A 22,285-nucleotide genomic window follows, 5' to 3' on the forward strand; every position below is an offset into this window, starting at 1 on the left:
GCGCACGGTCAGCAGGGATGATCGCTCCATGCCCCTCGCCGCACCCCTCCGCCGGTCGACCGATGCCTGACGGGATCGCGGCCGAGATCCCCGCCGAGCTGGCGGCCCGCCTGCACCGGCGCGGGGGCGCGGCGACGATCTACGACATCGCGGAGCTGGCCGGCGTCGCCCCCTCCACCGTCTCGCGCGCTCTGTCGAAGCCGGGGCGGATCAGCGCGAAGACCGAGGCGCGCGTCCGCGCGGCGGCGGATCAGCTCAACTTCCGCTTCAACCCGATGGCTCGCGCCCTGCTGTCCGGGCGGAGCCACACGCTCGCCCTGGTCGTCGCCGACATCACCAACCCCGTCGTCTTCGGTATCGTCCGCGGCGCCGAGCACGCCGCCAGTGCGGCGGGCTACACGCTCGTCATCGCCGAATCGCAGGAGTCCGGCGAGGCGGAGGCCGAGGCCATCGAACGGCTGATCCCGACCGTCGACGGCATCGTGCTGGCCACGACCCGCCTCTCCGACGAGCGGATCGTCAGCATCGCCGAGCGCAAGCCGGTCATCCTCATCAACCGCGCCGTCCCGGGGGTGCCGAGCATCCTTCCCGACGTCGAGAGCGGAGTCGGGGAGCTCCTCGAGCACCTGGCCGCGCTCGAGCACCGATCGATCGTCTACCTCTCGGGCCCGGACACCTCGTGGATCAGCGACCGGCGGTTCGAGCGCATGCTCGAGGACGCGGACCGTCTCGGCTTCGCCCTGGTCGAGATCGGGCCGAACGCGCCGACGATCGACGGCGGGAAGGACGCCTTGAGGCGAGTCCTCGCCGCTCGGCCGACGGCGGTCATCGCCTTCAACGACCTCCTCGCCCTCGGACTGATGCAGGCGGCGGCGGGACAGGGGATCCGCGTGCCGGAGGAGCTCAGCGTCGCCGGATTCGACGACATCTTCGGCAGCGAGCTGATCTCGCCGCCGCTGACGACCGTGCGCGCGCAGCTGGTCGAAGCGGGTCGGCGCGCCGTGGCCGACCTTCTCGCGGGCCTCGCCGGCGAGGCCATGAGCGAGGGCCGGCCGTCGCTGACGACCACCCTGGTCGTCCGAGGTTCGACGGGAGCCGCTGCGCCGAAGCGGCCGTGAGCGGTCGCGGGCCGTGGTTCATCACGATGTGCCGGTCGCAGACCTGGTAGGCGTGGTGCAGGTTGTGGGTGACGAGGATCGAGCTCACGCCCTCCGTCTTCAGCTGGCGCAGGCAGTTCAGCAGCGCCTCCGTCGCCCGGACCGCGACGGCCGAGGTCGGCTCGTCGAGGATCAGCAGGCTCCGCTTGAAGTGCACGGCCCGGGCGATGGCCACGGCCTGCGCCTGCCCACCGGAGAGCGAGGCGACGAGCTGACGCGAGCTCTTGGTGCCCTCGATGGTGACGACCGTGTCGAGGATCTCGGTCGCGATCGCGTCCATCTCCTTCGTCCTCATGAAGCCGAGGCGGTCGGTGATCTCGCGGCTCATGACGATGTTGCGGCTGATCGACATCGTCGGCACGAGGGCCGAGTACTGGTGGATCGTCCCCACGCCGAGCTCCTCGGTCACCGAGCGGTCCACCTCGGGCTGCAGCCTCCCGTCCCAGGAGTAATCGCCCCAGGTCATCGGGACGACTCCGGAGAGGATCTTCAGGAGGGTGCCTTGCCGGCGCCGTTGTCGCCGAGCAGGCCCACCACCTCGCTCTTGTCATGCTGATCGAGCAGCCCGCGCAGCGGGCGCATCGAGATCCACCCGCCTGAGGGCTACTTCAGGGTCACGGTGACGGGCGCGCTGACGGTGCTGTTGCCGGCGGCGTCGGTCGCCCGGGCGGTGAGCGGGAAGGTCCCGTGCGTGCCCGCGGTGCTGGTGGTCAGCGACCAGGTGCCGTCGGCGTTCCGCACGGCGTCGCCGACATCGGTGCCGCCGAGGAGGAAGGTGACGCGGCTGACGACGGTGTCGTCCGTCGCGGTGACGGTGGCGGTCGTCGAGCCGCCCAGCACCGTGCCGGTGCGCGGCGAGGTGATCGCGACGGTCGGCGCGGTCCGGTCGACGGCGGCCTTGTTCGGAGCGGGCTTCGCAGCGGCCGACGCAGGGGTGGCAGCGGGCGCGGGCGTCGCGGGAGCCTTCGGGGCGGTCGTGGCGTGCGGAGCGCTGGTCTTCGGAGTGGAGGTCGACTTCGGAGCCGGCGTGGCCGTCTTCGGCGCGGCCGAGGCTGCGGGCGCCGGAGCCGCCGTCCGCGGGGCGACCTTCGCGGATGCGGCGGTCGTGCCGCCCGAGACGGTCACCCGATCCCACGCGCCGGTGAGGAGGGCGGTGGTCGGCCGCGGAGCCAGCGCGTCGAAGCCGGCGGCGGTCAGCGCGCTGAGCGCCGTGTCGACGGAGAAGCCGCCGCTGCGGGCGACCTTGCCGGTCAGGGTGGTCCGGGAACCGGAGACGGCGTTCCAGGTGGGCTGCAGCGAGCCGGTGAAGATCGAATCCGTCGCATCGACGTTGCCGCCGCCCTTGCCCTGGATCGCGCTGACGCTGCCCTTGCCGTTGACGGCCCCGGGGTAGCCGGCGCCGCCCTGGAGGAACGGGTAGCGCTGCGCCGCGACGTCGCCGCCGAGGATGAGCGCGTGGTCGAAGAGGACGTTCTTCACGCCGCCGACGATGACGGCGCTGTTGTTCGAGCTGAACACGGCGGTGTCGCGGACGGTGACCTGCCCGATGATGCCGGCGCCCTCGATCTGGAGGCTGTCCGTGTGCGGGCGCGCGGGGTTGGCGCCGCCGCCGTACTGCTTGTCGAGATAGTAGGAGGGCGCGATGTAGTCGCCCGCGACCAGAACGTCGCTCACCGTGTTCGGGGAGTAGGCCTTGATCTGCGCCGAGTCGCCGCTCTTGAGCTTCGACTCCGGCTCGACGATCTCGAGCAGCTCGACGTCGCGCACCGGGATCCCCGACGAGGCGGCGAGGCCGATCCAGTTGTTCGCGATCCGCAGCCAGGCGAACGAGGAGTGCGTCGCGCCCTTCACATCGATCGAGCCGATGTCGAAGCGCATCAGCGTGATGCCGGTGACGCCCTTCAGCATCCAGCTGCCGCCGGTGACGGACTGGAAGCCGTCGCGCGCCGTGATCAGCACCTTGAGCGGGCCGTCGTTCGTGTAGCCGTCGAGCGCGGAGAGGTCGTCGATGCGTCCCGGAGCGACGCGGACCACGGCGCCGGCGGCGATCCGGGCGGGCGTGAGGGCGTCGAGCGCGGCGCGGATCGCAGGGCCCGAGGCCGCGACGTCGACGACGGTCGTGCCGGCGGGGAGCGCGGAGCGGATGTCGGGGGTGTCGGAGGGGTAGTGCGTGCCGTCCGGGCCGAAGGTCGAGGCGCTCGCGGAGGCCGCGGCCGGAGCGGCGGAGGCGGCCGGCGCGATCTGGAACGAGGCACCGGTGGCGGCGATCCCGACGGCGGCGGTGACCGCGAGGGAGCGGAGGAGCGCGCGGGTGCGGCGGGTGGACGGGGTTGCGGAGGTGATGCGTGACATGGCGGTGTCTTTCGATCGGAGGGCGGAGTGACGGATCGCCGACGCATGGGGTCGAGGACTCCGAGGCGCGACGGACCGGGGACCTCGCACGGGGGAGGAGCCCCGGAGACACGCAGCGGTGCGTTCCGGGCGGCTCAGCAGCGGCGGGGCCGCTCCCGTTCGAACTCGATGAGCATCGGCGGGGCGGCGGCACTCGGTCGAACCGAGCGGTGCGCTGAGCAACAAGGGGAAACGTATGGCGCCAGTTCTGAGGGCCGGAAGAAAATGGCACGGAATGTGCTGTTTGGCCGAGAAGGCTGTGTTCCCAAGTCCTCGCTGCCCCCGCTCCGCGGGGTGGGTCCGGGGGAGGACCACCCCGATCCGGGTGGTACGTGAGGAGCCGGCGGGTGACCGCCATCACCCGCCGGCTCGTCGTGGTGACTACTCGGTGGCGGTGCCGTTGCGCCGACGGCGGCGTCCGAGGAGCACGCCGATCGCGCCGAGGAGTCCGAGGACTCCGGCGGCGGGGAGCACGGCGGCGTCGGATCCGGTCGAGGCGAGGCGACCCGCGGTCGACTGTCTCGCTGACGACGACGACGACGATGCTGCGGCGGGGGCGGTCGGGACCGCGATCTCCTTGCCTGCACGACTCGCTGTTCCGGCGGGAGGCGCGACGGCGCCGCCGCTCGGCGGGACGTCGGGGCCGACCGGAGTGGGGCCCGCCGTGGGGGTGGCGGTCGGGCTGGTCGTCGGGCCGGGCGTCGGGGTCGGGGTCGGAGTCGGAGTCGGGGTCGGCGCGGGGGTCGGCGTCACCGTGCGGATGGCGAGGGTGCCGAGGGTCTGCTTGCTGAACGCGGTCCCTTCGGGCGTGGTGGCGGTGGCGAATGATGCGACCCAGATCGAGTGGTTGAAGACGTCGCGCTCGGTCACCTCGGTCTCGAAGGAGACCACACCGGTCTCACCGACGGGCAGCTCGGCGAGCTTCTCACTGTCCGAGACCTGCACGTCGCGCAGTGCGACGTTGCCGGTGTTGGTGAGCTGGGCGACCCACTTCACCTTCGTGCCGGCGACGACGGGCTCGCCCTCCTTCACCTGGAACGTTCCGGAGATCTTCACGTCCAGATCCGGCGCCGGCACCGGGATCGGGGGCTTCTCGGGGATGGGGAGCTTGTACTCGAACGGCGCCGAGACCGTCACGCGCGAACCGTCCGGAAGCGTGCCCCGGACCAGCTTCGACTGCGCCGAGACGAAGCCGTCCTTGAGGTTCTGCGCACTCACCACGGCCTCCGTCGTGTTCAGCAGGAACGACTCCCCGACCTTGAGCGTCTTGTGCCCGAGGACGTCCTTCAGATCGACTCCGCCCGTGTTCTTCACGTCGTAGGTGAACTGGACACGCGTGCCCTCCTTCACCAGCTCACCCGGCTGCGTCAGGAACTTCCCCGTGATCGTCACCGTCACCGCAGGATCGGCGCTGGCCGGCGCCATCGAAGGACCCGGCGTCGGCGTGCTCGGCACAGCGGGCTGCGTCGGTGCAGGAGTCGGCGTGGCGGGCTGCGTCGGCGTGGGCGTCGGTACGGGCAAAATCCCTTGTGGAACAGGAATCGAGGTGTCGATGCCTGCATCGATGCGAGCTCCCTTCGGGGTGTAAGCCGTCCCCCCGGTAGTGAAGCGCCATGAACCGCTCGCCAGCTTGCTCACCCCAACGAAGTCGTTGTCATGGTCGAGGTCCTTGGATTCGCCCACCGCAAGTGGGATTGGACCAACGCCCGGCCGGCTGTAGCGGTCGAGGAACACGTTCAGTGGGACGTCGCCGGTGTTCTTGAGGTGGATGGTGAACCCGATCTCGACGGAAGGCTCGCTTCCATCGGTGGTGGGTTGAAGGATGAAAGTAGCGGTGACCGTCCGCTCGAGGGCGGGGTGCTCGACGGCAGGCGCCGACGTCGGTGCCGGCGTGGCGGGCTGCGTCGGTGCCGGAGCCGGCGTGGCGGGCTGCGAGGGCGGCGTGGTCGGCGCGACCGCAGGGAACGGCTTCCGGAGATTCGAGGTCGTGACGTCGACGGAGCCGTCGGGGCTGACGGACCGGATCGAGATGTCGAGGGCCCAGGTGCCCGTGCGGAGCTCCTCCGCCGTGACGGTCGACTCGCCGATGAAGGTCTTCTTCTCACCGGGAGCGATGTCGACGGGAGCGCCGCCGGGCTGGGGAAGCGGGTCGATGGTCACCTTCAGCGGGACAGCGCCGGTGTTGACGAGGTGGGCCTTGACCGTGATCTTCGTGCCCACGGCGACGGGTCCTGGTGGGAAGAACACGTCGAACGCCCCCTTCCACGGGGGCTTTCCAGTGGTGCTCGCGGGCGGCGCGGACTGACCGAGGGCGGTCGGCGCCGGGTCGGCACCGACGGTGGTCGGGGTCGCGTCGGCCGCCTGGGCGATGGGCGCTGCGCAGCCGAGGAGGCCGACGGTCAGGGCGAGGGACGCTGCGACGTCGAGCGGGCGACCGCTCGATCGGCGCGAGAGTGGCGTCGTGGGCGTACGTGGAAGCATCTGCAACTCCTGGGGGACTCGGCGGAGCACGAAGGGTGACTGAGGAAGTGTCACAGCTTTGGGATCGCCCCCTCCCGCCTCACACCGGGATGTCGCGGCACGTCGGTCAGCGCGGACCCAAGAGAGGGGCCGCCGTGCGCGATGCACGGCGGCCCCTCGTCGGCAGCGATTCCGTCTCCGCGACCGACTCGCCTCGCTCACCGGGACGGTTCGAGCTCTAGTCGGTGGCCGTGCGCCCCCGGCGTCGGCGGCCCAGGAGCACGCCGATCGCGCCGAGGAGTCCGAGGACTCCGGCGGCGGGCAGCACTGCGGCGGCGTCAGACCCTGTCGAGGCGAGGTGACCCGCGGTCGACTGCTTCGACGACGACGACGATGTTGCGGCGGGGGCGGTCGGGACCGCGATCTCCTTGCCCGCCCTGCTCGCCGCTCCGGCGGCAGGCGCGACCGCGCCGCCGCTCGGCGGGACGTCGGGGCCGACCGGAGTGGGGCCCGCCGTGGGGGTGGCGGTCGGGCCGGGCGTCGGCGTCGGGGTGGGCGTCGGCGTCGGCGTCACCGCGGGGATGGCGAGGGTGCCGAGGGTCTGCTTGCTGAACGCGGTCCCTTCGGGCGTGGTGGCGGTGGCGAATGATGCGACCCAGATCGAGTGGTTGAAGACGTCGCGCTCGGTCACCTCGGTCTCGAAGGAGACCACACCGGTCTCACCGACGGGCAGCTCGGCGAGCTTCTCACTGTCCGAGACCTGCACGTCGCGCAGTGCGACGTTGCCGGTGTTGGTGAGCTGGGCGACCCACTTCACCTTCGTGCCGGCGACGACGGGCTCGCCCTCCTTCACCTGGAACGTTCCGGCGATCGTCACGTCCAGATCCGGCGCCGGCACGGGGATCGGCGGCTTCTCGGGGATGGGCAGCTTGTACTCGAACGGCGCCGACACCGTCACGCGCGTTCCGTCCGGGAGCGTTCCCCGGACCAGCTTCGACTGCGCCGAGACGAAGCCGTCCTTGAGGTTCTGCGCACTCACCACGGCCTCCGTCGTGTTCAGCAGGAACGACTCCCCGACCTTGAGCGTCTTGTGCCCGAGGACGTCCTTCAGATCGACTCCGCCCGTGTTCTTCACGTCGTACGTGAACTGGACACGCGTGCCCTCCTTCACCAGCTCACCCGGCTGCGTCAGGAACTTCCCCGTGATCGTCACCGTCACCGCAGGATCGGCGCTGGCCGGCGCAGTCGAAGGCCCCGGGGTCGGCGTGCTCGGGGTCCCGGGCTGCGACGGACCAGGGGTCGGCGTGGCGGGCTGCGTCGGCGCAGGGGTCGGTGCGGGCAACAACCCTTGGGGAACGGGGATCAGGGTGTCGAGACCTGCGTCGACGCTAGCTCCCTGTGGGGTGTACGCCTTCCCCGCGTTCTTGAAGCGCCATGAACCGCCCGTCAGCCTGCTCGGCAGTTCCAGGTCGACGTCAGGGCCGAGGTCCTTGCTTTCGCCCACCGCGAGCGTGATCGGGGCATTGTTCGGCAGTGGGAAATCGTCGAGGAACACGTTGAGCGGGACGTCGCCGGTGTTCTTGAGGTGAAGCGTGTATTCGACTCGGATGGTGCGCTCCTCACCACCCGTGGTGGGTTCACCGAGCCTGAACGTGGCGGTGACCGTCCGCTCCAGGGCGGGGTGCTCGACCGCCGGCGCCGACGTGGGTGCAGGGGTGGCGGGCTGCGTCGGAGACGGCGTGGCGGGCTGCGTGGGTGCGGGGGCCGGCGTGGCCGGCTGCGCACCGGGGACGGGGATCGTGGCGCTCACGCTCGCGTCGATGCGGGCGCCGTCGGGGGCGTACGCGTCTCCGGCGGTGGCGAAGGACCAGACGCCGCTGCGCAGCTCGTCGTCGGTGAGCATGGAAGGCCGGGTGACGTCCTTGGTCTCCCCGACGGCGACCGTGATCGGTGCGTTCCCGGGCTGCGGGATCTCCTTGAGGAAGACGTTCAGCGGGACGTCGCCGGTGTTCTTGAGGCGCACCGTGTACTTCACTCGGACGCCCTTCTGACTGGGGTTCCCGGTGTCGAACGGCTCGAACACGGCGGTGACCGACCGCTCGAGGGCGGGCTTCACGGCGACCGTCGCCGGCGAGGACGGCGCAGCTTGAGGCTGGGCGGCCGGAGCCGCGTCGGCCGCGAAGGCGGCGGGCGCGGCGGAGCCGAGCAGGCCGACGGTGAGGACGAGGGAGGCCGCGACGTCGAGCGGTCTGCTGCTCGATCGGCGCGGGCCGTGCGGGCGAGGTGAGGGTGTGAGCATCTTCGATTCCTGTCGGGGCTCGGCGGAGCAACGTGGACGCGAGAAAGTCTCACACCGCTCTCGGAGTCACATCTTCTCTCCGCATCGACTGGCGCGGCACGTCGGGTCGCCGGACGCGCAGAAGGGCCGCCGTGCAGGGTGCACGGCGGCCCTTCCCTGAGCGCGGGAGCCGAGTCGGTGGAGGAGGGTGTCGACCCGCCGGCCCGGCACGATCGTCACTCGGTGACGGTGCGGCTCCTGCGGCGGCGGCCCAGGAAGACGCCGGCGGCGCCGAGCAGGGCGAGGACCCCCGCTGCGGGCAGCACGGCGGCGGCATCGGAACCGGTGGAGGCGAGGTGACCGGCCGTGGACCGACTCGCCGCCGCTGCGGCCGAGGTGGCGACCTCACCGCGGTTCGACGAGGTGGCGACCTCGGTGGCCGACCGGGCTGCCGTGGCGCTGGACGGCGTCGCGGCGGGCTGAGCGTCGGCTCCGGCTGCAGTGGGGGATGCGGGTCCCGCCGGCGCGGGGGCGTCGGGACCGGCCGGGTCAGGAGTCGTCGCGGGGATGGCGAGGGTACCGAGGGTCTGCTTCGAGTAGTCGTAGCCGTCCCGCGTGATCGCCGTGGCCGCAGCGGCGACGGAGATCGAGTGATCGAGCACGTCGCGCTCGCTGACGGTGCTCTCGAAGGAGACCACGCCGGTCTTCCCGACGGGCAGCTCGGCGAGCTTCTCGCTGTCGGCGACCTGGACGTCGCGGAGAGCGGTGTCCCCGGTGTTCGTGAGCGCGGCGACCCACTCCACCTTCGTGCCGGCGACGACGGGCTCGCCCTCCTTCACCTGGAACGTGCCGGAGACCTTCACCTCGAGATCCGGCTTCTCCGTGGACACCGGAGCCTTGGCGGGGATGGGCAGCTTCGGCGCCGACACGATGACCCGGGTGCCGCCCGGAAGGATCTCGTTCGAGGACTCCGACTCCGGCGTCACGAAACCGTCCTTCAGGTTCTGCGCGGTGACCACGGCCTCGATCGTGGTCAGGTGGAACGACTCGCCGACCGCGAGCTTCTCGCGACCGAGGACCTTCGTGATGTCGACCGGTCCCGTGTTCGTCACGTCCTGCGAGAACTCGACGCGAGTGCCCTCCTTCACGAGCTCACCCGGCTCCGTCAGGAACTTCCCCGTGACGGTCACCGTGATCTCCTGGGTGGCGACGGTCGGCACCGGGAGGGGCGGCGGCTCCGGCGCGCTGGTCGTCGGCGTGGGCGTGGGCGTCGGGGTCGGCTCCGGCACGATCGGATCCCAGAACGACGGGACGCGCTTCTCCACCTGGGCGCTCGGGAGGGGGATGTCGGGAACGACCGTCACCGGAGTCCTCTCCCTGAACGGGGTGTTCCACGTCTCGAGCTTGATCGGGTCCGACCACGTGCCCTTGCGCAGCGAGTCACCGCCGAGGAACACGCTCTCGGAGAAGACCTTCGACTCGCCGGGAAGGAGGTCGAGCGTGTTTCCGAAGCCGGGCCACTCGACGAGGTTCACGCCGAGCACACCGTCGGTGATGTTCGTCACGGTGAGATCGAAGTGGACCCTCGAGTAGATGTTGAGGATCTCGTCGGGTGCGCTGCCGAAGGTCGCCGTGATCGACGTCTTCAGCCCCCCGTTCTGCTGCGGAGCGGGTGTCGGGGTGGCGGCGGGCGTCGGGGCTGCCGCGGCCGTCGGCATCGTCCCCGCTTGAGCGACGGGGGCGGCCGCACCGAGCAGACCGACGGTGAGGACGAGGGACGCCGCGACGTCGAGCGGCCTGCTGCTCGGTCGGCGCTGTCCGTGGGATTGCGGTGGGCGTGTGTGCATCTGCGACTCCTGTAGGGGGCTCGGCGGAGCAAAGCGGTGACCTGAGGAAGTGTCACACCCTTCTCCCAGCCGCGCAGTGCCGCCGACGCGGATGGCGCGGGCCGTCGCGTCGCTCGGGCGCAGGACGAAGGGCCGCCGTGCGCTCAGCACGGCGGCCCTTCGTCGGTCTGCTTGCGCTACTGCAGCGTCACGGAGACCGGGGCGCTCTCGGTCGTGTTGCCCGCCGCGTCCGTCGCCCGGGCGGTGAGCGCGAAGGTCCCCTGCAGTCCCGCGGTGTCGGAGGCCAGCGACCAGGTGTCCTCGTCGGTCTGGACGCCGTCGCCGATCTCGACACCCTCGACGAGGAACACGACTGCGGTCACGGCGACGTCGTCGGTCGCGGAGACAGTCGCGATCGCCGGGCCGCCGAGCACGTCACCCGGCTCCGGCGCGGTGATCTCGACCTCGGGGGCGGAGGTGTCCTCGGCGGGCGCCTCCGGCTCCACGGGCGAATCGGGCTGATCGGGCGCGGACGGCGTCGCCGTCGGTGCCGGAGCGGGGGTCGCCGGGGCGGTCGTGGGCGTCGACGTCGGCGCGGCGCTCGGAGTCGCGGTCGCCGCCGGGGTGCTACCGCTGCCGCGGAGGTCGACGTCGTCCCAGATGCCGGTGAGGTAGGCCGTGGTCGGCCGGGGGCTGCGCGCGTCGAGGTCGGCGGCGGTCAGCGAGCCGAGGCTCTGGTCGACCGTGAAGCCGCCCGATCGCGCCGTCTTGCCCGGCAGGTTCGTCCGCGTGTTCGTGACCGAGTCCCAGCTGGGCTGCAGCGAGCCGATGAAGGTCGACCCGGACGCGTCGACGTTGCCGCCGCCCGAGCCCTGGATCGCGCTCAGGCTGCCGGGGCCGTTCTGCGCTCCCGCGGAGCCGGCACCGCCCCGGAGGAACGGGTAGCGCTGCGCGGCCGTGCTTCCGCCCACGACGAGGGTCTCGTCGAAGGCGACGTTCCGGACGCCGCCGATGATCACGGCGCTGTTGTTGGAGGCGAACACCACGGTGTCGCGGAGCGTGACCTGGCCGGTGATCCCGGAGCCCTCGATCTGCAGGGTGTCGGTGTGGGGGCGCGGCTCGCGGTTGCCGCCGTACTTCGCGTCGACGTAGTAGGAGGGCGCGAGGTAGCCGCCCTCGACCAGGACGTCGCTCAGCTGGTCGGGCGCGTAGGCCTTGATCTGCGCCGAGTCGGCGTTCTTGACCGTCGAGTCGGGCTCGACGACCTCGATCAGCTCGACGTCCCGCACGGGCAGGCCGGCCGACGCGGCGAGGCCGAGCCAGTTGTCGGCGATGCGGAGCCAGGCGAAGGAGGCGTGCTTCGCGCCCTTGACGTCGAGCGAGTCGATGTCGAAGCGCATCAGCGTGATGCCCGTGACTCCGCGCAGCGCCCAGTCGCCGCCGGTCACCGAGCGGAAGCCGTCGCGGGCGGTGATCAGGACCTTGGATGCACCGCTGTTGGTGTAGCCGTTCAGGGCCGAGAGGTCGGCGACGCGGCCGGGAGCGACGCGGACGACGGCGCCGTTCGCGATCTGGTTCGCGGTGAGCCGGTCGAGTGCGGTGCGGATCGCCGGGCCCGAGGCCGCGACGTCCACGACGGTGGTGCCGCGGGGGAGTCCGGAGCGGATGTCGGGGGTGTCCGAGGGGTAGTGCGTGCCGTCGGGCCCGGAGGTCGTGGCGGAGACGGCGGCGGAGGCGGCCGGTGCGTCCTGGAGCACTGCCGCGCCGATGACGATCCCGACGGCGGCGGTGATCGCGAGGAGGCGGGCGAGGGCGGTCCTCGCTCGGGGGCGTGCGTGGCGCGCGGCGGGGCGGAGCGGACGGGAGGGGGACGACCTGGGGGGAGTGGCTCGTGCCATGGGGTGTCTTCCGATCGGGTCGGGCAGCGGAGGGAGGGGTGCCCGGAGCACGGCGCGGCAGGAGCCTCGAGGCGCTGAACGGTCCGGGGTCCTCAAGGGGCCTCGGAGTCCCGCGGCGGTGCGGTCCGGGCGGTCGGTGCGGGGAGAGCAGGGCGGGTGGTGCGCGGAGGAGGGTCGGGGACGGAGGTCCGTCGGAGTCGACGGGAGAGGTGGAGGCAGCGCGGCAGGGAAAAGGGGGAGGGGTGGCGTGCTTCCACGGCCAATGTACGGGACGTGCCCCGTCAGTGGGGCACTGGCGCTGACGCCGATTCGGGCTCTACTATGCCGCGGCCGGTGAGGGTGGGGGGACGGCGGGTCTCGATACGCCGCTGCGCGGCTGCTCGACCAGCATGAGGGGGCCGCTGCGCGGCTACTCGACCAGCATGAGGGGGGGCTGCTGTGGGCCGGCGCGATCAGTGGGGACGGCGAAGGGCCGGCGCCTCGTCGCCGAGGGGCCGGCCCTTCAGGGCTGAGCGCGGGGAGCTAGCGCAGCGTCACCGTCACGGGAGCGCTCGCGGCGACGTTGCCCGCCGCGTCCGTCGCCCGGGCGGTGAGCGGGAAGGTGCCGCGCATGCCGGCGGTGCTGGTGGTCAGCGACCAGGTGCTGCCGCCGGTCTTCGTGCCGTCGCCGACCTTGAGGTTGCCGAGGTAGAACGCCACGCCGGTGACGGCGGTGTCGTCGGTCGCGGTGACGGTGGCGGTGGTCGAGCCGCTGATCACGGCGCCGGCGGACGGCGAGGTGATCGCGACCTTCGGGGCGGTGGTGTCGGCGACGGGTCCGCTTCCGCCGTCCTCACCGTCGGGCGTCTCCGCGGGGAGCTCCGGGGTCTTGGTCGGCGTCGGGGTCGACGTCGGCTCGGGGGTCGCGGTCGGCTCGGGCGTCGCGGTCGGGGTCGCCGTCGGGGTCGCCGTCGGCGTCGCGGTCGGCTCCGGCGTCGCCGTGGGAGTCGCCGTCGGCGTCACGGTCGGGGTGGGCGTCGGCGTGGGCGTCGAGGTGTCGACGTCGTCCCAGATCCCGATCAGGCGGGACGTGGTCGGGCGGGGCGTCCTCGAGTCGAGCTCGTCGACGCTCATCGAGCTCAGCGTGCTGTCGAGCGTGAAGCCGCCGCGGGTGGCGGTCTTGCCCGCGATGTTCGTGACGGTGTTCGTCACGGTGTCCCACTTCGGCTGGAGCGAGCCGGCGAGGATCGAGTCGGAGGCGTCGATGTTGCCGCCTCCGGTGCCCTGGATCGCGCTGACGCTGCCCGCGCCGTTGATCGCACCGGCGTAGCCGGCACCGCCGCGCAGGAACGGGTAGCGCTTCATCGCGAGCGGTCCGCCGACGATGAACGAGTCCTCGAACGCCACGTTCCGGACGCCGCCGACGATGACGGCGCTGTTGTTGGAGGTGAACACGACCGTGTCGCGGAGGGTGATCTGGCCGGTGACGCCGCTGCCCTCGATCTGGAGGGTGTCCGTGTGCGGTCGCGCCGGGTTCGACCCGCCGTAGACGGCGTCGACGTAGTAGGAGGGCGCCAGGTAGCTGCCCTCGACCAGGACGTCGCCCATCACGTCCGGCGAGAACGCCTTGATCTGCGCGGAGTCGGCGCTCTTGACCGTCGAGTCCGGCACCACGACCTCGATCAGCTCGACGTCGCGCACCGGCACGCCCGCCGACGCGGCGAGGCCGAGCCAGTTCTTGTTGATCCTCAGCCAGGCGAACGAGGCGTTGGTGGCGCCCTTCACGTCGAGCGAGTCGATGTCGAAGCGCATCAGCGTGATGCCGGTGACCGAGCGCAGCGCCCAGTTGCCGCCGGTGACCGACTGGAAGCCGTCGCGGGCGGTGACCAGGACCTTCTCGCTGCCGGTGTTGCGGTAGCCGTTGAGCGCGGACAGGTCGGAGATGTGACCGGGGGCGACCCGGACGACGGCTCCCTCCGCGATCTGGGTGCGGGTGAGCGAGTCGAGGGCCTTGCGGATCGCCGAGCCGGACGCGGCGGCGTCGACGACGGTGTAGTCCGCGACACCGGAGCGGATGTCGGGGGTGGCCGAGGGGTAGTGCGTGCCGTCCGGCCCGTGGGAGGCGCTGCCCTCCGCGGCCGACGCGGCCGGGATCGACACTCCGGTGACGCCGATCGCCACGGCGGCGGCGATCGCCAGGACGCGCAGGGCGTCCTTGGGGCGGCGGAGGAGGGGGGGAGCGGTTCTGGAGCGGGTGGTCGGGGGCATGTGGTGTCGTCCGATCGACTCGTGCTGTGCGGGGAGGGGACTGGTGCTGTGCGGGAGGTCGCCCGGTGCGCGTCGACGAGGGAGCCTCGAAGCGGGCGGCGGATCGGTGCCGCGCCGGGGAGCGGTGCCGAAGGACGCGTCGCTGCGGTCCGGGCTGTGGGGTGCGGCACTGCCGCGGTGACGCCGCCGCTGCGCGGACGCCGGAGCGGCCGTGCAGCGGGTGGTCGGGTAGGCGCTTCTCGACCCTCCCGGGGGAGGGCGAACCGCGTGCTCGCGGACCTCCGGGGGCGAACCTCCGGAGCGGGTGCCGAGCCTGTGGAAGGATTCAGGGAGCCTCCCAGCTTCGTCAGGATAGGGACTCGCGGACGCGCGACACACCACCCCGAGGGGGGTCGGAGCGGCAGACAGCCGCTCACCTTCGTCCGGCTACTGCAGAGCTCCCAGCACGACAGCGGCCGCCCGCGCGACGAGGGCGTCGTCGTAGTCCGCCTCCGGGTCGTTGCGGGAGGTCAGGACGGACAGCACGATCGGGTCGCGGCCGGGGGGCGTGACGACGGCGATGTCGTTGCGGAGGCCGCCCGCTCCGCCCGACTTGTCCGCGACCGTCCAGCCCTCGGGAGCGCCTGCGCGGATCAGCGCGTCGCCGGTCGCATTGCCGCTCATCCAGGCCAGGAGCAGCGCGCGATCCGCGCTGGGAAGGGCCTCGCCGAGTGCGACGGCGGTGAGATCGGCGGTGAACGCCGCCGGAGTCGTGGTGTTCGCGGTGCTGCCCGGGGCGATCGTGTTGAGGGCGGGCTCCTCGTCGACCACGTCGGTCGTCGTGTCGCCGAGCTGCTCGAGGGCCCGGTCGAGGGCGGCCGGTCCGCCGAGGCGGTCGAGCACCAGGTTCAGCGCCGTGTTGTCGCTGCGGCGGACCGCGGCCTCGGCCAGCTGCGCCAGCGGCAGCCCGCCGTCGATGCTCTCGCCCGTGACGGGGGAGTAGCCGGCGGCCTCGACGTCGGCCGCGGTCCAGGTGACGTCCTCGTCGCGCTCGCCGACGGGGACGCTGCGCAGGAACTCCGCAGCGGCCAGGGCCTTGATGCTCGACGCGTAGCCGAAGCGCTCGTCCTGCCGGTGCAGGACCTGCCGGCCGCTGCCGGTGTCGACGGCGCTGACGCCGATCCGCGCGTCGAACTCGGTCTCGAGGGCGGCGAGCTCGGCGGAGACGTCGACGGGGGCGGGTTCCGGAGACGATGCGGCGGAGATCGACGGGAGCGCCGTCGGCGGACGCGAGGCGGAGGGCGTGCCCGATACCGCGCACCCGGAGAGCACGAGTGCGAGGCCGGCGGCGAGGACGGGGAGGGATCGGGCGGGCGATCCGGAGCGGCGGCGGCTCACAGGACGGAGTAGACGACGACGAAGGCGAGCGCGGCCGCCGCCGTGACCGCGACGGCCGCGAGGGCGATCGGCCACCGCGGTCGCCTCCGGATCACCGCGAGAGCGAGGAACGCCGTGCCGAGGACGATCTCGAGCCACCAGTAGACCGGGCTGGTGGTGTCGGCGACGTTCTGCAGGGCCCAGACGCCCTCGCCGATCAGGACGCCGGACAGCGGGGCGACCGCGAGCACGCGCCAGGGCGTCGAGCCGTGCAGCGTCAGGGCGGCGGCGGCGCCGAGGATCGGTCCGGCCGGCACGGCCAGCAGCCAGAACACGTCGGTGAAGGGCGGGGAGTAGCCGAAGCCGCGCGCGGCGGTCACCAGGTCGTAGCCCTCCAGCAGGGACCAGAAGGTCAGGAGGCCGAGCGCCGCCGCCGCTGCCGGCCGCGCGCCGCCGAGCCGCACCAGCGCGAAGACCAGCATCGACCAGCCGCCCGAGGAGTTGGCGAAGGAGTTCACCGGCCCGGGCAGCGAGCCCTGCAGGAGGCTGGTGAGCCCGCCCAGGAGCAGGCCGCCGACCAGGGCGACGAGGAGGGCGCGCACGAGGCGCGGGCGGGACGGGGCAGGAGGCATGAGTCGATTCTCGGAGGTCGTGGGCGGCGCGGCATCGGGGATGACCCTGATCGCGGTGCTGGGGGGGCTGAGTGCTGAGGCGGGCGGGTCTCGATACGCGCCTCCGGCGCTCCTCGACCGGCAAGGAGCGGGCGGGTCTGCACGCCTCCCGAGTACGCCCCCACCCGCCGCCGCCCCCACCGTGACCGAGCTGCTGCAGGTCGACCCTCCGCACCGGGAGCTGCTGGACGAGCTGCTCGACAAGTGGTCGCTGCAGGTGCTCGATCAGCTCTGCGAGCGGCCGCTGCGCTTCAACGAGCTGCGGCGGGCCGTTCCGGCGGTGGGGCAGAAGTCGCTGACCGCGACGCTGCGCCGGCTCGAGCGCAACGGGATGATCAGCCGCGTCGTCCTCGAGACCCGGCCGATCGCGGTCGAGTACCGCATCTCGCCGATCGGGGACACGCTGAACGAGCTGGTCGACGCGCTGCTGCGCTGGACCGACCGCCAGCTGCCGGCGGTGCAGGCGGCGCGGGCGCGGTACGACGGGGCGGAGCCGGTGGTGGGTGGGGGTGCGGTGGATCTCGAGACGCGCCCTGCGGGCGCTACTCGATCAGCATGAGGGGCGCTCTGCGGATGCTGGTCGAGCAGCATGAGGGGGCGCTCTGCGGATGCTGGTCGATCAGCATGAGGGGGCGGGCCGGCGTCGTGCTGGTCGAGGAGCCGCGGAGCGGCGTCTCGAGACCCGGCGTCCCTGCTCGAGCTAGGCGAGGCCGCCGTTCACGAAGAGGACCTGGCCGTTGATCCAGCGGCCGGGGCCGGCGAGGAAGGCGACGGTCTCGGCGATGTCCTCGGGCTGCCCGAGGCGCTCGAGCGGCACCGCGCCCGCGAGGCGGGCGACCTCCTCCTCCGACTTGCCGTCGAGGAAGAGGGGGGTGGCGGTCGGGCCGGGCGCGACGGCGTTGACGGTGATGTCCTTGCCGCGCAGCTCGCGGGCGAGGACGAGCGTGAGCGCCTCGACGGCCGCCTTCGACGTCACGTAGGGGCCGTAGCTCGGGAACGAGGTGCGGGTGACGCTCGTGGATAAGGTGATGATCGCCCCGCCCGGTCGCAGGCGGGCCGCGGCGAGCTGCGCGACGACGAACGAGCCGCGGACGTTGGTGCGGTGCATCCGGTCGAGGTCCGCGAGATCGAAGGTCGCCACGGGGCCGAGGATCATGATGCCGGCGGTGTTCACCACGACGTCCAGGCCGCCGAGCGCGTCCTCCGCCTCGGTGAAGGCCGCGGCCATCGCGGCCTCGTCGGCGACGTCTCCGCCGACGACCACGGCCTCGACATCGTGCTTGCGTGCGGCAACCGCGACCTCCTCGGCGCGTTCGCGGTTGCCGGAGTAGTGCACGGCCACCGAGAGCCCGTCGCGGGCGAGCCGCTCGACCACGGCGCGGCCGATACCGCCGGACCCTCCGGTCACGAGGGCGGTGCGGGGCTGGTCCTGGGTGGTCATCGGTTCTCTCCCTGAGCTGCGGTCGTGGCGGGGACGCCGGTGTCGGCGGGGCTCAGCAGGTCCTGCATCCGGATCCGCTCGTAGAACTCGCGGCGGACCGCGTCGCCGAGCGCGAAGACGCGGGCGGCGCCGTCGTCGGCCGGGTCGATGACGACGCGGAAGGGGCGCTCGCCGCGGGGCAGCCCGACGACACGGGTGATCTCGACAGCGATCTCGCGCGGGTCCGCGTCGGCCGGTGCGAGCTCTGCGAGGCGCGCCGAGACGTCGTCCATCAGGCCCGGATAGCGGTCCTCGTAGGCGGCGGCGATCTCCGCGCGCGCGGCCCGGCCGGCGTGCGCGAAGTGGTTGGTGCCCGTCGTGTACGAGCCGGGGACGACGATGACGGTGTCGATCCCGAAGCGCGCGACCTCGACCGCGTAGCCGACGGCCAGCGCGTCCTCCGCCGCCTTCGCCGCGAAGTACGGCCCGAGGTACGGGGGCGTGCCGCCGCGGGAGCTGGACGAGCCGACCCAGACGAGCAGGCCGTCCTCCTGCGCGCGGAGGATCGGCAGCACCGCGTGGTTGAGCCGCTGGGTCGAGAGCACGTTGACGTCGTAGACCTCGGCGAGCTGCTCGACGATGAACGCCTCGGTCGGCCCGAGGACCATGTGGCCGGCGTTGTGCACGACCACGTCGATCCGCTCGCTCTCCTCGGCGATCCGGGCGACGGCGGCGTCGACCGACGCCTGGTCGGAGACGTCGAGCTCGACCGGGCGGAGATCGACGCCGTGCTCGCGGGCGAAGGCGCGGGCGTCCTCGGCGGCGGGGCCGTTGCGGCCGTCCATCGCCCGCATGCCCGCGTAGACGCGGTGGCCGGCGAGGGCGAGCTCGCGGACGGTCATCGCTCCGAAGCCGCTCGAGGCGCCCGAGACGATCACGACTCTCGACATGGTGGTCCTTTCCTGGGGGAGAACGGGTCGGTTCCACTCTCGGTCGGACGCGGCCGCCGCGGTGTCGTGATCCTGCGCAGGAGGAGCGCGATCCTGCGGAGTCGGTCGTCTTGTTACCGTGAACAATCTGCATTAGGTTCAGCGTGTCGACGAGGATCCCCCGTCCTCCCAGAAGCTCGACAGGTGTTGCGCAACTCGCGCTTTCCGCCTTCCCCACATCGGATTCAGAGGCGAATCCGGAGAGGAACCGTCAATGTCGACGTCCCCCCACCTGAAGAGTCCGGATGCGAGAAGACCGGGTTCGAGAAGACCGGATTCCAGACGACCCGACCCGAGGGCGATGCGCGCACTCGTCACCGCCGCGGCGGCGTCGGTCGCGCTGCTCGCGTCCTGCGCGGTCCCGGTGACAGCCGCTGCGGCAGCCGATGCGGTCCCGTCTCCCGAGCAGAGCCTGCTCGCGGACTTCACCTTCGATGCGGCCCCGAGCAACGGCGCGTTCGTCGATCGCAGCACCCGCGCCGCCGTCCAGGGAGCGGCGAACCTGGTCCCCGGGAACACCGGCCAGGGCACAGCCGCGCGCCTCTCGTCGGCCTCGTGGCTCGACCTGACCGCCACGGACGGCACGGCGCTCCTGGCCGGCCAGCAGAACGTGACGATCTCGTACGACAGCAAGCCCGACGCCTCGGCGAACACCGGCTGGGCCGTCTTCGCCGCCCGCTCGGCGACGCGTCAGGAGTACGCCCAGGAGCACTACCTCGGCGTCCTCGATCGGACCTCGGGGATCGCGGTCGAGCGGTACGACAACACGAACGGCCGGAACACGGCCGGCAACCTGGCCACGACGGCGACGAACGCCGAGTGGAAGCACGTCGATCTGGTCGTCACGGAGACGACGACGCGTCTCTTCGTCGACAGGAAGCCGGTCGCCGTCAACGGCTCCGGGGTCCCGCTGAGCCAGATCCTCGGCTCGTCCGGCGGAGTCCTCCAGGTGGGCAAGCCGAACTGGGGCGGGGGAGAGTACTTCTCCGGCCTGATCGACAACCTGCGCATCTACGACCGGGCGCTCTCCGGCACGGAGCTGGGCGCGGAGAACCCGGCGGTCACCTCCGACGCGGGCGCCGCACTGGCCGTGCCGGCCACCGTGCTCGGCGACCTGCCGTCCCGCGTCCTCGGCAAGCAGGTCACCTGGAGCGCCACCGGCGCCGGAGCGGGCCGCGTGCAGTCGAACGGAGCGATCGACACGTCGGGCCTCGGCACCGGGACCGCCGCCGTGACGCTCACCGCCACCGTCGAGGGCAGCAGCCAGACCTTCCGCTGGGACAGCCGCATCGCCGCTCCCGGCGGACGGATCGCGACCTACGTCAAGACGGTGACGACCACCGCCGGGACGAAGGACGACCCGCTGGCCTACAACGACGACCGCCGCGCCGACGCGCTGTACGCCGCGGCACTGCCCGCCGGCGGCAGCAGCTGGGAGCCGCTGAACCGCTCCCAGGCGATCCTGTACGTCGCGAACGACGGCGATCAGGCCTCGAAGCCGAACGCGCAGGTGGGTTCGCCGAGCCTCTTCCGGTCCGCGAACGGGGCGCTGGGCGCGGTGTCCGCGCAGAACAACGCGACCGACTCCGTCTACGTGTGGACCTCCCCCGAGGGGAGCACGTTCTCGCAGCAGCGTGCCGTGCGGATCGCTCCCGGCTCGGTCGTGACCGACCCGCGCATCGTGTTCGACGCCACGGCGCAGACGTACAAGGTGTTCTGGACGGACCTGCTCACCGGTGAGGGACGGGTGACGGTCCTCGCCGACCTGACCGCGAGCACTCCTCTCGGCGTCACGTCGAAGGCGGACACCCGGGTCCTCGGCGTCCAGGGCGCAGGACTCCCGTCCTGGGCCGCGCAGAGCCAGGCGAGCGACCTCGCGCTGACGGCCGCCGAGTTCGACGTCTTCTACAAGAACTACGTCGACCTCCAGAACACGGGCGTCGAGAGGATCGACGCCACGGTCGCCCAGGGAGCCGGAGCCGCCGGAGTCGCGGCCGCGCTTCCGAAGCAGGCCACGCTGGACTACAACGACGGATCGAAGAAGAGCCTCAACGTCGACTGGCAGGACGACCTCTCCGCAGTGGACACCACGAAGCCGGGCAGCTACCAGGTCTCGGGCACCGTCCAGCAGGACCCCGAGGAGATGGTGAGCGACGCCCGCGCCGATCCGCACGTCTTCTTCAACCCGGACGACGGCTACTACTACCTCACCGGATCGCACTACGGGCAGTCCTCCCTCGGACCGATCGAGGAGAGCTCGAGCTACCGCAAGATCGGCCTCAAGCGGGCCACGACGCTCGCGGGGCTGCAGGACGCGCCGGAGCAGATCGTCATCGACCCGGACAAGGGCACGCCCGGCAAGGAGGGGCAGTATCCGAACACGTTCTACGGCTGGGGCGGCTTCATCTGGGCGCAGGAGTTCCACAAGATCAACGGCACCTGGTGGATCGTCGCCGGGATGAACAAGGGCTACGCCCCCGTCGGCGGCTTCTGCGACAACACCGTCCTCATCCCCTACACGGGCACCGACGCGTCGATCGCCGCGGGCGGCTTCTTCGACCAGACCAAGTGGGGCGAGCCCGTCGTCCTCGACGGCGCCGCGTTCGACGTCAGCTACTTCGAGCGCACCGAGGCCGGCAAGCAGCAGGGCTACTGGATCATGCCCTCCGGCGGCCAGATCCTGATCGGCAAGGCCGTCTCCGGCCCGAAGGGGACAGTCCCCCTCGTCGACGGCCAGCTCACGCGCGTCTACGGCGAGAGCCAGCCGTGGGAGATCGGCAAGCTCGCACCCACTCCCAGCGACACGACCGAAGGACGCGACCAGGGAGTCGTCGAGGCGCCCTTCATGGTGCAGCAGGGCGACACCATCTCGATCACCTACTCGGGAGGCACGGTGGACAAGTACTACAGCCTCGGACTCCTGAGCACGACCGCGACGGCGGACCTGCAGGATCCCGCGAGCTGGAAGCAGACCGCGTTCCCGGTCCTCGACACCAACGACACCTTCACCGGTCGTCTGGGAGCGGACGAGACGAACTACTACACGAAGCAGCAGGCCGGAACGGGTCACAACTCGTTCGCGAAGGACGAGTCCGGCAACCTCGTCCTGGCCTATCACGCCCGCCCGTACCAGGACCCGCACCTGGCGACGGATCCGGTGAACGCCGGGGGCCTGTTCGACTCCGACCGCAACACCTGGCTGAAGGGCGTCAACGTCCGGGCCAACGGCACCCTCGACCTGTCGCTGACGAAGACCCAGGAGGTGGCACCGGGGAACCGGACCGTCACCGCCACCGTCGTCGTCCGGGGAACGACCCCGACGGTGACCGCCACCGCCTCGTCGCGGTGCGTCGCGGGGAAGGCCGTCGTCACGGTCGTCACCAAGAACGCCGGCGCCGCCGCTGCGGTCGTCACCTGGGCGACGCCCTGGGGTGAGCGCACCCAGAGCATCGGCGCGCAGAAGACCGCCTCTCTTGCGATCACGACCCGGGCCGCCGCCGTCACGGCGGGGACCCTCACCGGGACGTCCGTCGCAGGAGGCGCGAGCACGCCCGTCACCGCGGCCTACCCCGCCGCTCGCTGCGGATAGGGC

At 72.0% G+C, this 22,285-nt stretch carries 14 protein-coding genes; 4 read left to right on the top strand and 10 right to left on the bottom strand.

Annotated features, from left to right (window positions below):
• Positions 1–62: 62 nt before the first annotated feature.
• Positions 63–1,118 (top strand): LacI family DNA-binding transcriptional regulator, encoded by a 1,056-nt coding sequence (locus EDF43_RS12470; RefSeq protein ID WP_159422827.1) that lies wholly within the window; start codon positions 63–65, stop codon positions 1,116–1,118.
• 287 nt (positions 1,119–1,405) lie between these two features.
• Complete coding sequence (locus tag EDF43_RS21825) at positions 1,406–1,609, top strand: hypothetical protein (protein WP_165909084.1); 204 nt, start codon at positions 1,406–1,408, stop codon at positions 1,607–1,609.
• A 151-nt stretch (positions 1,610–1,760) separates the two neighbouring features.
• Here EDF43_RS21825 and EDF43_RS21830 read toward each other — a convergent pair whose 3' ends face one another.
• From EDF43_RS21830 to EDF43_RS12520, 8 genes are all read right to left on the bottom strand, one after another.
• On the bottom strand, positions 1,761–3,509 hold the full coding sequence (locus EDF43_RS21830) for an Ig-like domain-containing protein (RefSeq protein WP_165909093.1): 1,749 nt from the start codon (positions 3,507–3,509) through the stop codon (positions 1,761–1,763).
• 420 nt (positions 3,510–3,929) lie between these two features.
• A complete protein-coding gene (locus tag EDF43_RS22520; RefSeq protein WP_132437174.1) occupies positions 3,930–6,029 on the bottom strand; it encodes an LPXTG cell wall anchor domain-containing protein in 2,100 nt (699 codons plus the stop codon).
• Between the two features lie 217 nt (positions 6,030–6,246).
• Positions 6,247–8,307 carry an LPXTG cell wall anchor domain-containing protein gene (locus EDF43_RS12490; RefSeq protein WP_165909094.1) on the bottom strand — a complete coding sequence of 687 codons (2,061 nt, stop codon included), beginning with the start codon at positions 8,305–8,307 and terminating at the stop codon, positions 6,247–6,249.
• Positions 8,308–8,522: 215 nt separating this feature from the next.
• A complete protein-coding gene (locus EDF43_RS12500) occupies positions 8,523–10,133 on the bottom strand; it encodes an LPXTG cell wall anchor domain-containing protein (RefSeq protein WP_132437177.1) in 1,611 nt (536 codons plus the stop codon).
• Between the two features lie 176 nt (positions 10,134–10,309).
• The gene (locus EDF43_RS12505; protein ID WP_132437178.1) at positions 10,310–12,010 is read right to left on the bottom strand and encodes an Ig-like domain-containing protein; all 1,701 of its coding nucleotides are present in this window, start codon (positions 12,008–12,010) and stop codon (positions 10,310–10,312) included.
• 522 nt (positions 12,011–12,532) lie between these two features.
• Positions 12,533–14,257 carry an Ig-like domain-containing protein gene (locus EDF43_RS12510; protein ID WP_132437179.1) on the bottom strand — a complete coding sequence of 575 codons (1,725 nt, stop codon included), beginning with the start codon at positions 14,255–14,257 and terminating at the stop codon, positions 12,533–12,535.
• 426 nt (positions 14,258–14,683) lie between these two features.
• Entirely contained in the window at positions 14,684–15,634 is a 951-nt protein-coding gene (gene bla, locus EDF43_RS12515) for a class A beta-lactamase (RefSeq protein ID WP_132437180.1), read from the bottom strand.
• Positions 15,631–16,245 carry a DUF6518 family protein gene (locus tag EDF43_RS12520; RefSeq protein WP_132437181.1) on the bottom strand — a complete coding sequence of 205 codons (615 nt, stop codon included), beginning with the start codon at positions 16,243–16,245 and terminating at the stop codon, positions 15,631–15,633. The genes bla and EDF43_RS12520 overlap by 4 nt, the downstream gene beginning before the upstream one ends.
• A 181-nt stretch (positions 16,246–16,426) precedes the next feature.
• Here EDF43_RS12520 and EDF43_RS12525 point away from each other — a divergent pair, with 181 nt between their 5' ends.
• Positions 16,427–16,843, top strand: coding sequence for a helix-turn-helix domain-containing protein (locus tag EDF43_RS12525; protein WP_243646303.1), 417 nt, complete (start codon positions 16,427–16,429; stop codon positions 16,841–16,843).
• Positions 16,844–16,984: 141 nt separating this feature from the next.
• Here the strand turns inward: EDF43_RS12525 and EDF43_RS12530 are convergent, their stop codons facing one another.
• Positions 16,985–17,725: an SDR family oxidoreductase gene (locus EDF43_RS12530; protein WP_132437182.1), complete on the bottom strand. Its 741-nt coding sequence runs from the start codon at positions 17,723–17,725 to the stop codon at positions 16,985–16,987.
• Positions 17,722–18,654, bottom strand: a complete 933-nt coding sequence (locus EDF43_RS12535) for an SDR family NAD(P)-dependent oxidoreductase (RefSeq protein WP_132437183.1) — start codon at positions 18,652–18,654, stop codon at positions 17,722–17,724. Before EDF43_RS12535 ends, EDF43_RS12530 begins: the two co-directional genes overlap by 4 nt.
• Positions 18,655–18,994: 340 nt before the next feature.
• Between EDF43_RS12535 and EDF43_RS12540 the strand changes: the two genes are divergently transcribed.
• A complete protein-coding gene (locus EDF43_RS12540) occupies positions 18,995–22,282 on the top strand; it encodes a family 43 glycosylhydrolase (RefSeq protein ID WP_165909095.1) in 3,288 nt (1,095 codons plus the stop codon).
• Positions 22,283–22,285: the final 3 nt, after the last annotated feature.

It is taken from the genome of Rathayibacter sp. PhB179, from assembly GCF_004345345.1.
Classification (GTDB): Bacteria; Actinomycetota; Actinomycetes; order Actinomycetales; family Microbacteriaceae; genus Rathayibacter; species Rathayibacter festucae.